Below are 13,140 nucleotides of genomic sequence, written 5' to 3'. Positions count from 1 at the left end.
GCCCTAAGAGAGAACGCCATGAGCGACCCATTGCAGATCATTGACCTTGAGCCCGGCGACGGCAAGACCGTGGTCAAAGGTGCCCTGATCACCACCCAATACACCGGCTGGCTGGCTGACGGCAGCGAGTTCGACTCGTCCTGGTCGCGTGGCAAGCCGTTCCAGTGCGTGATCGGCACCGGTCGCGTCATCAAGGGCTGGGACCAGGGCCTGATGGGCATGCGTGTGGGCGGCAAGCGCAAGCTGCAGGTGCCGGCGCACCTGGGTTATGGCGAGCGCACGGTCGGCGCCATCCCGGCCAACTCAGACCTCACGTTCGAGATCGAACTGCTCGAAGTCCTGACCCGCGACGACTGACACCAACGTTTCCCGGGAATGACTTCATTTGGCAAAGTTACCCGCCTAAAGTGAATTTTGCTCACGCAAGGTGGTCAAGGATGGGCCTCGTCTGGGAGTTGGTGTGCAACCCATCCCGGGCGACGAGCATGGAATGCAGGCACGGACGCCTCCCTTTTTTTGCCGGATGAGTCCATCGCCATGAAGTTGCCGCAGTTTATGCGACGCCGTCATCTGTTTCTCGCCGCGGCGCTTGCCGCGATTCTCGTACCCTTGAGCCTGGATGTGGTGGAAAGTCACGACCAGCCCGCCGATGGCACGCAGACCCTGGTGTTCCTGCGTCACGCCGAAAAGCCCGGCGAGGGCCTGGGTCAGTTGAACTGCCAGGGACTCAATCGCGCCCTGGACCTGGCCACCTTGCTGCCCGAGCGTTTCGGCGATGCCGACTACGTGTTCGCCGCCAATCCTTCCCGGCATGTCGAGGAGGGCAGCCAGGACTTGCGCTACAGCTACATTCGCCCCTTGATGACCATCACCCCCAGCGCTATCCGCCTGGGCCTGCCGGTCAATATCGACTTCGGCGCCAATGATTACGACGAACTGGCCGACGAGTTGTTGAGCGACAAGTATCGCAACGCCACGGTCTACACCGCCTGGTCGCACGGCTACTTGCCGGACCTGATCAACGCCGTGGCCGGCAAAGCCCTGGGTGATGAGCGGGTGATCACCCAGGACTGGAACAATGACGATTTCGACACCCTGTATGTGCTCACCCTGACCTGGTACGACGGCGAAGCCAGCCTGCTTAGCCGCAATGTGCGCCAGGGCCTCGATGGTGGCAAGAAGACCTGCCCGACCTGATCAGGGCTAGCCCTGGCTGGTGAGCGCAGCCCGGAATCTGCGATGCTTGCGCGGTGGATTCGAGCGAGGAGCAGGGCATGGGCAAGCGGGTAACCGTGATTGGCGGTGGGGTGATCGGCCTGGCCAGCGCCTACGCGCTGGTGCGTGAAGGCTGCCAGGTCGAGCTGATCGAAGCGCGCGACAGCCTGGCCAGCGCCACCAGCTTTGCCAATGGCGGGCAATTGTCTTATCGCTACGTGGCGCCGCTGGCCGACGCCGGTGTGCCGTGGCAGGCGTTGGGCTGGTTGCTGCGCAGTGACTCGCCGTTGCGCCTGCGCCTGCGTCTGGACCCTGCCCAGTGGCGTTGGTTGGCCGCCTTCGTGGCGGCGTGTCGCGGCTCGGTCAACCGCCGCAATGCTGCCCAGTTGCTTGAATTGGCGTTGCACAGCCAGGCGGTCATGGCGCGTTGGCGCGAAGAGGACCATCTGCACGGATTTGCCTGGCGGCGCAACGGCAAGTTGGTTGCGTTTCGCACCCAGGCGGCGTTCTCTCGGGCTTGCGCGCATCGGCTCGACCCGGCCACTCAACAGATTGTCGCTGGCGCCGAGCTTGGCGTGCTCGACGCGGCGCTGGCCGATGCGCCGTTCATCGGCGGGGTGTATACCGCAGACGAAGAAGTCGCTGACTGTCATCGCTTCTGCCAGGTGCTGGCGGAGCATCTGCGCGCTTCAGGGCGATGTGAGTTTCGTCTGGGCCAAGCGGTCACTGGGCTGCGGCACGATGGCAGGCGGGTGACGGCAGTGGAATTGGCTACTGGGCAGCTGGACGTCGAGCACCTGCTGTTGTGCGCCGGACATCGCAGCCCGAGCTTGGCGCTGCCGGGGCTGAAGCTGCCGATCTATCCGCTCAAGGGCTATAGCCTGACTGCGCCAGTGCTGGCGCAGCATCGGGCTCCGCAGGTGAGTGTCACTGACTATGAGCGCAAGATCGTCTATGCCCGGCTGGAGAATCAGCTGAGGGTGGCGGCGATGGTGGATATCGTTGGCTTCGACGATGCTGTCGATCCGCGCAGGTTGCGCAGCATGCAGCGCTTGGCACAGGCGACGTTGCCTGAGGCGGCGGATTATCGGCAGGCGGTGGAGTGGGCCGGGATGCGCCCGGCGACGCCCACCGGGGTGCCGATTCTCGGCGCTACGGCGTATCGCAATGTGTGGGTGAACCTGGGGCATGGGGCCTTGGGGTTCACCTTGGCTTGTGGCAGTGCTCAGCGGCTAGCCCAGCTCATTAACTGTCGGGAGTGATGGTGCCTGTACCGGCCTCTTCGCGGGCAAGCCCGCTCCTACAGGGATTGCGCAGCTCATGTAGGAGCGGGCTTGCCCGCGAAGAGGCCGGTAAAGGCGACTGCGATCTTAGCGGCCGAACCGCATCGGCCAGCCCACCACTTTCTTCACCCGCGGCGTCGCATAGGTCCGTACCTTGGAAGTGCTCAAGCCCATCCGCACCAGCGACTCGGCAATGGTCACCGCCGCACTGACGCCATCGACCACCGGCACGCCAGTGCGCTGGCGGATCTGTTCATCCAACCCGGCCATGCCGCCGCAGCCCAGGCAGATCACCTCGGCCTTGTCATCCTGCACTGCCCGTTCGGCCTGCTCGACAATCGCCTCGACCGCTCGCTGCGGATCGGCCTCAAGCTCGAGCACCGCCAGCCCGCTGGCGCGCACCGAGGCGCAGCGCTCATACAGGCCGGAGAGCTTCAGGCGGTCTTCGATCAAGGGCACGGTGCGATCCAGGGTGGTCACTACCGAGTAGGCATGGCCCAGGTACATCGCGGTGCTGGCGGCCGCGTCGGTGATGTCCACCACTGGTACGTTTAGCAGCTCTTGCAAGCCCTCGCGGCCATGTTCGCCATAGCCGGCCTGGATCACCGCGTCATAGGGCTGGTCATAGGCCATGACCCGGTCCATCACGGCAATCGCCGCCAAATAGCTTTCGAAGTTGCCTTCGACTGATTCAGCGCCGAACCAGGGCGTCAGGCCGACGATCTCGGTGCCGGGCGAGGCGACGCTGCGCGCCTGTTCGGCAATGGCCTCGGTGATGGCTTCGGTGGTGTTGACGTTGACGATCAGAATGCGCATGCACGTTCCTCCTTGATCAATGGCTGCTGTGGTCGACGGCGATGCACTCGCCGCTGACATCGTGGTATTGGCGATTGCGCGGAGCGATCAGCAGGTACAGTGCGGCAGCGATACCAGCACCGATCAACCAGGAGAACGGCGCAATGCTGTGGAAGCTCGGGACCAGGGCCAGGACGATCGCCAGCAGCGCCGCCGGAACGAACACCGCCACTGCCCGCAGGTTGACGCCTCGGGTGTAGTGATAGGCGCCGGCTGGGTTTTCGCTGTACAGCTCTGGCACGTTGATCCGGCCTTTGCGCAGCAGCCAGTAGTCGGCCATGATCACCCCGTACAGCGGGCCGAGCAGGGCGCCCAGGCCTGACAGGAAGTACACGATCACCAACGGGCTGTTGTACAGGTTCCACGGCAGGATCAGCACCGCCAGGGTTGCGCTGATCAGGCCTGCGCGGCGGAAGTTCAGGTGCCGGGGTGCAAGGTTGCTGAGCACGAACGCCGGCGCCACGAAGTTGGCCATGATGTTCACCGCCACCGTGACGATCAGGAAGGCCAGGCAGCCCAGTACCAAAAACGGCGTGCTCGGGATGGTAGCGACGATCTGGGTCGGGCTGTCGATCACCTGGCCGTTGATCTGGAACTGCGCACCGCACAGCACCACGGTGATCACCGCGAACACCAGGATGTTCACCGGCAGGCCCCAGAAGTTGCCGACACGGATGGTCTTGCGGCACGGCGAAGAGCGGGCGAAGTCGCAGAAGTTCAGCACCAGGGTGCCGTAGATCGCCAGCCACAGCGCACCGCCGGCAAAGATGTTGCGCCACATCTCATAGCCGCTCAGTGGCTCGGCCACCGACCAGGCAATACGCGTATCGGCCTGGAAGTACATCCACCCAGCCAGGCTCGCCACGGTGAGCAGAATCACCGGGCCGGCAAACGCCTCGTAACGACGGACCATCTCCATGCCGTAGGCGAGGATCACCAGCTGTACCAGCCAGATCGCCACGAAGCACAGCCAACCCAGGCTCGACAGGCCGAGGATGCTGTCCTGGTCATAGGCCGCCACTTGCGGCCACACCGCAGTGAGCAACACCCGCAGCACCACCGAAGCCAGGTAGGTCTGGATACCGAACCAGGCGATGGCGATCACCGCGCGGATCAGCGCCGGAATTTGCGCGCCGTGGATGCCGAAGGCGATCCGGCTGATCACCGGGAACGGCACGCCGGTCTTCTGCCCCATGTAGCCCGAGAGGTTCATGAAGAAGTACACCAGCGCCGCGCCAATGGCCAGCGATAGCAAGATCTGCCAGCCACCCAGGCCGAGGGCGAACAAACCCATGGCGAACGAGTAGTTGGCGATGTTGTGCACATCGTTGGTCCACAGGGCAAAGATGCTGTAGCCGCCCCAGCGGCGACCTTCGCTGCGGGTCGGGGCAAGGTCGCGGTTGTGCAGCCGCGGGCTGAGTTCAAGCTCGGGCGCATGGCCGGCCAGGGTCGAGGTGGGGGAGGTGCTGGCGACGGATAGTTCAGGGGCAAGGTCGAGGCTGCTACTCATTCCGGCGGCTCCTGATGCGGCTGCCGGCGATAAGCGGGCGAGCTGCACGGGCTCGTCATCTCATCGTTGCAGGCAGTGGCATCACTGGGTTCTCGAGGCAGCGGCCCTTAGGGATCAGGCGCTGCGTTATTGTGTATTTATGTTTCGTAAACTTTGTATACAAAACACAAACACACAAAAGCCAGTTCCATGCCAGGAACAATACAAGTTTACGCAGGCCAGTAATCTGAGTTTGTCTTGTTTGAATATAACCTAATGAAAATTAGCGATTATAAGTTGACCAAATGAACAGTTTTTATTTTTTCACCGGTTTTTAGTTGATCAAATGGTCAAATTTTAATTCGGGCGCGATGTAACCTAGTGGTGCGTTACTTCACCTAAGTGCACACAAAAATGGCACTTATGGTGACATTCTTGTGTACAAAAAATAGTCAATAGGATTAGTCGGATACTCGCCTGGGGCGGGCTAGCGCCGTCGCTAAAAGGCTATTCGCCCATCGGCGGCAGCCGGCGTTTTACCGGGCTCTTCTTGATGATCGCGGTATTGGTTTCAGCCAGCACATTGATCCGATCGAGCAAGGTGTCGAGTTGCTCCATCGAGCGCACATGCAACCTGGCGATGAAGCAGTCTTCACCGGTGACCTTGTCGCACTCGGTGAACTCGGGGATGGCAATGATCTGCCGCTCCACTTCCTGTAACTGCCCAGGCAATGGCCGGATGCGCACGATGGCCTGCAACTGGTAGCCGAAACTGCGCGGGTCGACGTCTACCGTGTAACCGCGCAACACGCCACGCTCCTCCAAACGGCGCAGGCGCTCGCTGACACTGGGCGCAGACAACCCGCTGATCTGCGCCAAGGCCTTGAGCGAGCGGCGGGAGTCTTCCATCAGGGCATTGATCAACAGCTGGTCGATGGCGTCGGTCATCTTTAACCTCGTCAGGCAAAATGGGTGATTCGCCTTGATAGTAAAGGCGAGTCTGATATTTAGCCTTGGTTATCCGCTGGAAGGTAGCGCTTGACCCTCGTCATACTGTGGCCATCGTCAAGCGGAGGTGTGAGATGGACAGTTCAGTGCGCCGTGGCTCTGTGGAAATGATGGTCGCCATGCTGATTTCCGGGACCATCGGCTGGTTCGTGTTGGTGTCTGGGCAGCCGGTACTGGAGGTGGTGTTCTGGCGCTGCGTATTCGGCGCCGGCACCTTGCTGCTGATTTGCGCCGGCTTCGGTTTTCTCAAACCAGGCGTGATAGGCCGCACTGCGTTCCTGTTGGCGATCGCCAGCGGCGTGGCCATCGTCGGCAACTGGGTGCTGCTGTTCGCCTCCTACTCACGCGCCTCGATCGCCATCGGTACGGCGGTGTACAACGTGCAGCCCTTCATGCTGGTGGGGCTGGCGGCGCTGTTTCTCGGCGAGAAGATCACCGCGGCCAAGCTGACCTGGCTGAGCGTGGCGTTTCTCGGCATGTTGGCGATCGTCAGTGCGCACGGTGCCGGGCAGGGTAGCGGCAACGACTATCTACTGGGCATTGCCCTGGCCTTGGGCGCCGCCTTGCTGTACGCCGTGGCGGCGTTGATCATCAAGCGCCTGAGTGGCACCCCGCCGCATTTGATCGCGCTGATCCAGGTGAGTACAGGCGTGTTGCTGCTGGCGCCGTGGGTCAAGCTTGGCGGGCTGCCCGCTGAGCCGTCGGCGCTGGCTAGCCTGATTACCTTGGGCATCGTGCACACCGGGGTGATGTACGTGCTGCTCTACAGCGCCATCCAGCGCCTGCCCACGGCCCTGACGGGCGCGCTGTCGTTCATCTACCCCATCGCGGCGATCCTGGTCGATTGGATCGCCTTCGGCCATCGCCTGGCGCCGCTGCAGTGGCTGGGCGTGGCGCTGATCCTGGTTGCCGCTGCGGGTATGCAGCAGGGCTGGTGGTTCAAGCCGGCGCCACGGGTCGAGGCGCTCAAGCCAGAGTGAGCCTGGCCTGACGAATATGTGGGCATGACTGGGCTGTTGGCGATGCTCGGTTACAATGGCGTTTTTTTGCGCGTGTGAATCCCCGCCATGACCTCAGCCATCGACACCCTTGCCCAGCACCTGACTGCGGCGCTTGACCCCGCCCCGCAGGAAACCCGGCGCCTGTTCCACGGCCGCGGCCGTTGCTGGCCGGGGCTTGAGCAGATCACCGTCGACTGGTTGCAGGGGGTGTTGTCGGTCGCCTTGTTTCGCGAGCCCGCGCCTGGCCAGTTGGCCGAATTGGAGGCAATGCTCAATGCCCTGGCTCAAACCCCACAGTGGACGGGCGAGGCGATTTTGATCCAGCACCGCTACCTGCCCGACAGCCCCGGCCAGTGGCTGGTTGGCGGCCCGATCCAGCAACGTGAGGTGGTTGAGGATGGCCTGCGCTATTTGCTGGACTTGGGCGTTCGCCAGAACAACGGGCTGTTCCTCGACATGCGCTACGGTCGGCGCTGGGTGCGCGAACAGTCGGCCGGTAAGCGGGTGCTGAACTTGTTTGCCTATACCTGCGGCTTTTCCGTGGCGGCGATTGCTGGCGGGGCCGAGCAGGTGGTCAACCTGGACATGGCCAAGTCGGCGCTGTCGCGTGGGCGGGAGAATCATCGGCTCAATGGGCATGATGTGGGGCAGGTGGCGTTTCTCGGCCATGAGCTGTTCAAGTCCTGGGGCAAGGTGCGCAAGTATGGGCCGTATGACCTGGTCATCATCGATCCGCCGACGTTCCAGCGCGGCAGCTTCGTCCTGACCCAGGATTACGCGAAGATCCTGCGCCGCCTGCCGGAGCTTCTGCGCGAGGGCGGCACCGTGCTGGCCTGTGTCAACGATCCGGGGATCGGCTCGGCGTTCTTGATCGAGGGTATGGCTGAGCAGGCCCCGGCGCTGAAGTTTGTCGAGCGGCTGGAGAATCCCCCGGAGTTTCCTGATGTGGATGTCGAGGGTGGCTTGAAGGCTTTGGTATTCCGCCAGCAGGTTTGAAAGCTATCGCGGGGCAAGCCCGCTCCCACGCAATCGCTCTACTGCTCGCTCGGGAGCTGACTTGCGTGGGAGCGGGCTTGCCCCGCGATGAGACTGGCTCAGGCCGAAACAGCACGCGCCTGCGCAGGCATCGGATACACCTGGGCAAACGCCACATTCTCAGTCTGATCCACGCGCTTTTTCAGTCGCTCATTGAACGCCCGGCTCACCGCATACTGGCCGCCGGAAATGGTGCGGAACTGCGCGGTCAACACGAAGCCGTTCAAATCCATCCGGTCCACCCCGAACACCTGCAGCGGCCCTTGCAGGTTGATCCGCAGCAGCGGGTCTTCACTGATCGACTTGCCCACCTCGTGGATCAACGCCAGCGATTGATCGACATCGCTGTCATAGGTGAACTGCACCGAGAAGAACGCGTAGGCGAACTGACGTGACTGGTTGGTGACCGCCTTGATCTGGCCGAACGGCACCGAATGCACGAAACCTTTGCCATCGCGCAGACGCAGGGTGCGGATGGTCAGGCTCTCGACCGTGCCGGCATGCCCGGAATCGAGCACCACCCAATCGCCGATGGAAATGGTGTCTTCGATCAGGATGAACAGCCCGGTGATTACGTCCTGCACCAGTTGCTGCGAGCCGAAACCGATGGCCAAGCCGATCACCCCGGCACCGGCCAGCAGCGGCGCGACATTGATCCCCAGGTTGGCCATGGTGGTGATGGTGCAGATGACGATCAGGATCACCTTGATGGCGTTGCGCAGCATCGGCAGGATGGTCCGCGTGCGGGTGCTCGGCTGACGCGAGGCGCGCCGACCGACAGCGGGCTTGAGCGCTTCCTGGATTGCCGTGTCGAGCACCACCCAGAGCAGCCAGGTGACCAGCAGGATCAAGCCGATGCTCGACAGTGAATTACTGATCGCCTGGCCGAGGCTGTTGCTCAGGGCGAAGGTAATCACCGAAAAGCCCCAGATCCGCCCGAGCAGTTCGATGAACACCACCGCCATGGCGATCCGCAGCAAGGCGTGCACCAGGCTGCGCAACAGCTCTTTGTAGGGGCGTACCCGCTGTTGATCGTCGCCCTCGTGCGTGGCCAGCAGGTGCTGCATCAGGGTGCTGAGGAACACCGCCGCGACCAGCAGCACAGTGGTCAATAGCGCGTTCTGCAAGGCTTTCTGACTTTCTTCGCCAGCGCCAATCAGGTGGATCGCCGACACCAGGATCATCATCAGGATCGGCAAGTACCACAGCTTGGAAAAGATCCGCAGCGTCTCCTGCACGGCGCGATGCTGTAAACGGTCCTTGAGGTCGCGGTTGCGGATCAAGTGCGCCACCGGGCGGCGCAGGCGCAGGACCAGGCTGGCAAAGACCAAGGTCGCCAGCAGCCCGGTCAATACGGCAATGCTGGCGGTGATGTTGCCGCCCAGCTGACGGGCGATCTGCGGGCTGGTCAGGGCATCGCTCCAGGCTGCCAGAAAACCAATCATGAACAGCGGGCGCGGCGCCATGCGCCGGATCACTGCCACGGCTTGGCGTTTGTGGCCGGCATCGAACAAGGTGATCAGGCAAAGGATGATCGAGGTCGAGAACAGGCCGCTGCTGGTCGCGTAGGCCAGGCTCAGGCCCAATGCGCGGGCGACCGAGGGATCGAGGAAGCGGCTGACGTAGAGCGTCAACGGCAGGCTGGCCAGGGCTGGCAAGGTATAAGGCAGAAGATAGCCAAGCAGGCTGCGTACGCGTTTGCGCTGACCCAGCAGGGAAGTCGCTGCGCAGCGCTTGGCGCACCAACGACCGAGGGTGGTGAGCAGGGCGAAGCTGGCGGCCCAGGTCAGGCTCAGCAGGAGGAAATTGCCGGTCAGCTGCAGCGAGTCGCTGGCTGAGTGGCGATCGACCAGGCGCTCCATCTCCTTGGCGGCGCGGTCGGTACGCAGGCGCCAGGCGTCGATCAGGTGGGCATCGAGGTCGAGGTCTTGGGCTGCGCTGTCCAGGCCGTCAGCCAAGGCGCCGAGCAGGCCGCCTTGCAGCACCGGGGCTGGCTCCTCGGGCGTTTGCTCGGTGGGGGTGGGTTCTGCGGCGAGCAGCCGGGTGCTCAGCAGCAGGCTGAGTAGAAGCGGGGTGAGAAAGCGCAGCACTGGAGTACTCCTTGGGCCGGGGCGAGCGGGGAAGGGTTACTCAAGGAACTGATGGCTGAATGTGGGGGAAGTTCAGCTGGGTGTGTTGCCAGTGCCGGCGCTGAAAAAACTTACTCATCGCTAAAGTCACAAGCTCTCCCACGAATCAGCGCCGAGGTCGACGATTGGCGTGGGAGCGGGCTAGCCCCGCGATGGGGCCGGCCCTAACCCATAACTTACTGACCGGTATAGATCTGGTCGAACACACCACCATCGTTGAAGTGGGTCTTCTGCACCGTGCGCCAGTCACCGAAGGTCTTTTCTACCGAGAGGAATTCAACTTTCGGGAAGCGGTCGGTGTACTTGGCCAGTACCGTCGCGTCGCGCGGACGCAGGTAGTTCTGCGCGGCGATTTCCTGGGCAGCTGGCGACCACAGGTACTTCAGGTATTCCTCAGCCACTGCGCGGGTGCCTTTCTTGTCGACCACTTTGTCGACCACGCTCACCGGCGGCTCAGCTTCGGCCGACACGCTTGGATAGACCACTTCGAACTGGTCGCGGCCGAACTCGCGGGCAATCATCTCGGCTTCGTTCTCGAACGTTACCAGCACGTCGCCGATCTGGTTGGTCATGAACGTGGTAGTGGCGGCGCGGCCACCGGTGTCGAGCACTGGCGCTTGCTTGAACAGCTTGCCGACGAAGTCCTTGGCCTTGGCTTCGTCACCACCGTTTTGCAGCACGTAGCCCCAGGCCGAGAGGTAGGTGTAGCGGCCGTTACCCGAAGTCTTGGGGTTGGGCACGATCACCTGGACGCCGTCCTTGAGCAGATCGGGCCAGTCTTTCAGGGCTTTGGGGTTGCCCTTGCGAACGATGAACACGGTGGCCGAGGTGAACGGCGCGCTGTTGTTCGGCAGGCGGCTGACCCAGTTGTCCGGAACCAGTTTGCCGTTGTCGACCAGGGCATTGATGTCAGTGGCCATGTTCATGGTGATGACGTCAGCCGGCAGGCCGTCGATCACCGCCCGCGCTTGCTTGCTCGAACCGCCGAAGGACATCTGCAGGTTGACCTTCTCTTTGTGCTCGGCCTCCCAGTGCTTCTGGAACGCTGAGTTGTAGTCCTTGTAGAAGTCGCGCATCACGTCGTAGGAGACGTTGAGCAGGGTGGGCGCGGCCTGGGCCAGGTTGCCGAGGGTCAGCCCGGCGGCCAGTAGCGAGGCAGTGAACAGTTTTTTCACGACGCATTCCTTGTTCTTGAAGAGTGTGGGCAGTTTGCCAGCGACTATAGCGGGTGCTCGACAGGCGTTTAAAGAACAAAAAACGCTTTGGTTATTCCGCCTTGGGAAATAGCGCATTGCCGCAGCGTGAGCAGAACGCAGCGCCGTGCTCATGGTGCTTTTTCCGGCAGGTCGGGCAGTCGTGCTGCAGCTGTTCACCGCGCATGGCGTTGGCCAGCTCGGCGGTAAAAATGCCGGTGGGCACGGCGATGATCGAGTAACCGGTGATCATCACTAGCGACGACAGCACTTGGCCCAGCGGGGTCTTCGGTACGATGTCGCCAAAGCCCACCGTAGTGAGGGTGACGATGGCCCAGTAGATGCCCTTGGGGATGCTGGTAAAGCCATGCTCGGGGCCTTCGATCACGTACATCAAGGTGCCGAACACCGTGACCAGGGTCGATACCGTGACCAGGAACACGATGATCTTCTGCTTGCTGCCGCGCAGCGCTGCCATCAGGTAGTTGGCTTGCTTGAGGTACTGGCCAAGCTTGAGCACGCGGAAGATGCGCAGCATGCGGATCACCCGGATGATCAGCAGGTACTGGGCGTCGCTGTAGTACAGGGCGATGACCCCAGGCACGATCGCCAGCAGATCGACCAGACCATAGAAGCTGAAGGCGTAGCGCAATGGCTTGGGCGAGCAGTACAGGCGGGTCAGGTACTCGGCGAGGAAGATCGCCGTGAAGCCCCACTCGATGGCGGCGAGCAACCCGGCGTAGCCTTGGTGGATTTCATCGATACTGTCGAGGATCACCGTCACCAGGCTGGCGAGGATGATCAGCAGGAGGATCTTGTCGAAGCGTCTGCCGGCGTCGGTGTCGGTCTGGAAGACGATGATGTAGAGCCGCTCGCGCAGGCTCGCAGGGGTATCCATGGGCGCGTTCCATTGTGCAATGGCCAGAGCCTAGGGGCTGCCCCTCAGCTGTGCAAGCGGCGCGGATTGCCTCCTTGGAGCAAACGCGGCAAGCGTGCGCCCAGGTGCAGCAGCCAGCAAGCGGCAATGAACGGCGCGGTCAGGCCGGCAATCGGCAGCAGGTTGAACAGCGGCTGCAGCACAATCGCCAGGATGATCGCCAGCAGGGGCAGCCAGGGCCGTTCGCGTTGCGCGCTGAAGGCCAAGGCCGCCAGCGCTGCGTTGAAGCCGAGCAGGCCCATCCAGGCGGTCTGCGCCTCACCGGCCAGCAGCGCGACGCTGCCGCCCAGCGCCGAGCCGAGCAGGGCCCACAGCGCTGCGTAGCGGTTGGCGATGAACAGGCCAATGGCGATCAACAGGCCGGCCAAAGGCTGGTCGAGGAGAAACACCTGACCCAAGCCGCGCGCCAGGGCATGCATGGGATTGGCTTCGACCGCTGCAGCGGCGCTGGAGGGTTCGGCGAGCAGCAGGGCGGCCCAGCCGAGCAGCACGAACGGCGCGGTGTAGGCCGGAAGCAGGCAGTTGCCGCGTTTGCGCCACTGCTGGACAAAGATGCTCGAGAGGCCGCCAGCGGCGATGATCAGCGGTGGCAGGATCGCCGACCATGGCAGCACTGCGCTGAACAGGATGCCGATCAACACGCCGTTATAGCTGTACAACCCAGCCTGGCGGTCGGCGCGCGGATAGCCGCGGCGCTGTGCGGTGAGCAGGCCGGCCAGGGCGCCGAGCAGGGCGCCGCCGACCAGGTTGGGGGCGGTCAGCAGGATTGCCAATAGGCAGCACAAGCCGCACAGCGGGTTGCGCTGCAGCAAGACCTGGCTGAAGCCATTGAGCAGCGCCGTGGCCCAGTCGGGGCACGGGTTGACGAAATTTTTGGTGTACATGGGCAGTCAGCAAGGTTGATGGTGAGCGGTGGGCCTCTTTGGGCCTCGGGTTTTCCGCAGTGTCGAACAGGGCAACGGTAGTGTGGGAGCGGGTTTGCCCCGCGATAGCGA

At 62.9% G+C, this 13,140-nt stretch carries 12 protein-coding genes; 5 read left to right on the top strand and 7 right to left on the bottom strand.

The features are described 5' to 3' along the window. Positions 1-18 precede the first annotated feature (18 nt). From HU737_RS14170 to HU737_RS14160, 3 genes are all read left to right on the top strand, one after another. Positions 19-357 carry an FKBP-type peptidyl-prolyl cis-trans isomerase gene (locus HU737_RS14170; protein WP_186556253.1) on the top strand — a complete coding sequence of 113 codons (339 nt, stop codon included), beginning with the start codon at positions 19-21 and terminating at the stop codon, positions 355-357. Between the two features lie 180 nt (positions 358-537). After that, positions 538-1,197, top strand: coding sequence for a histidine phosphatase family protein (locus HU737_RS14165; RefSeq protein ID WP_186556254.1), 660 nt, complete (start codon positions 538-540; stop codon positions 1,195-1,197). A gap of 77 nt (positions 1,198-1,274) precedes the next feature. Beyond that, positions 1,275-2,477 carry a D-amino acid dehydrogenase gene (locus HU737_RS14160; protein ID WP_186556255.1) on the top strand — a complete coding sequence of 401 codons (1,203 nt, stop codon included), beginning with the start codon at positions 1,275-1,277 and terminating at the stop codon, positions 2,475-2,477. A gap of 108 nt (positions 2,478-2,585) precedes the next feature. Here the strand turns inward: HU737_RS14160 and HU737_RS14155 are convergent, their stop codons facing one another. The 3 genes from HU737_RS14155 to HU737_RS14145 all read right to left on the bottom strand — a co-directional run bounded on the left by HU737_RS14155 (position 2,586) and on the right by HU737_RS14145 (position 5,790). Further along, positions 2,586-3,314 (bottom strand): aspartate/glutamate racemase family protein, encoded by a 729-nt coding sequence (locus HU737_RS14155; RefSeq protein ID WP_186556256.1) that lies wholly within the window; start codon positions 3,312-3,314, stop codon positions 2,586-2,588. A gap of 16 nt (positions 3,315-3,330) precedes the next feature. After that, complete coding sequence (locus HU737_RS14150) at positions 3,331-4,863, bottom strand: NCS1 family nucleobase:cation symporter-1 (RefSeq protein ID WP_186556257.1); 1,533 nt, start codon at positions 4,861-4,863, stop codon at positions 3,331-3,333. Between the two features lie 486 nt (positions 4,864-5,349). Continuing rightward, complete coding sequence (locus tag HU737_RS14145; RefSeq protein WP_186556258.1) at positions 5,350-5,790, bottom strand: Lrp/AsnC family transcriptional regulator; 441 nt, start codon at positions 5,788-5,790, stop codon at positions 5,350-5,352. Between the two features lie 134 nt (positions 5,791-5,924). Between HU737_RS14145 and HU737_RS14140 the strand changes: the two genes are divergently transcribed. Together HU737_RS14140 and HU737_RS14135 are read left to right on the top strand one after the other, a co-directional pair. Then, a complete protein-coding gene (locus tag HU737_RS14140) occupies positions 5,925-6,830 on the top strand; it encodes a DMT family transporter (RefSeq protein ID WP_186556259.1) in 906 nt (301 codons plus the stop codon). An 87-nt stretch (positions 6,831-6,917) separates the two neighbouring features. Next, entirely contained in the window at positions 6,918-7,847 is a 930-nt protein-coding gene (locus HU737_RS14135) for a class I SAM-dependent methyltransferase (protein WP_186556260.1), read from the top strand. Positions 7,848-7,945: 98 nt separating this feature from the next. Here HU737_RS14135 and HU737_RS14130 read toward each other — a convergent pair whose 3' ends face one another. The 4 genes from HU737_RS14130 to HU737_RS14115 all read right to left on the bottom strand — a co-directional run bounded on the left by HU737_RS14130 (position 7,946) and on the right by HU737_RS14115 (position 13,029). Beyond that, entirely contained in the window at positions 7,946-9,976 is a 2,031-nt protein-coding gene (locus HU737_RS14130) for a mechanosensitive ion channel family protein (protein WP_186556261.1), read from the bottom strand. 215 nt (positions 9,977-10,191) lie between these two features. Then, positions 10,192-11,190, bottom strand: a complete 999-nt coding sequence (locus HU737_RS14125) for a sulfate ABC transporter substrate-binding protein (RefSeq protein ID WP_186556262.1) — start codon at positions 11,188-11,190, stop codon at positions 10,192-10,194. A 91-nt stretch (positions 11,191-11,281) separates the two neighbouring features. Then, positions 11,282-12,106: an ion transporter gene (locus tag HU737_RS14120; RefSeq protein ID WP_186556263.1), complete on the bottom strand. Its 825-nt coding sequence runs from the start codon at positions 12,104-12,106 to the stop codon at positions 11,282-11,284. A 44-nt stretch (positions 12,107-12,150) separates the two neighbouring features. Next, entirely contained in the window at positions 12,151-13,029 is an 879-nt protein-coding gene (locus HU737_RS14115) for an urea transporter (RefSeq protein WP_186556264.1), read from the bottom strand. Between the last annotated feature and the right edge of the window lie 111 nt (positions 13,030-13,140).

The sequence above is a fragment of the Pseudomonas urmiensis genome (assembly GCF_014268815.2).
Classification (GTDB): Bacteria; Pseudomonadota; Gammaproteobacteria; order Pseudomonadales; family Pseudomonadaceae; genus Aquipseudomonas; species Aquipseudomonas urmiensis.
Note: the sequence above shows the minus strand (reverse complement) of the source record. Positions and strands in the feature narration are given on the sequence as shown.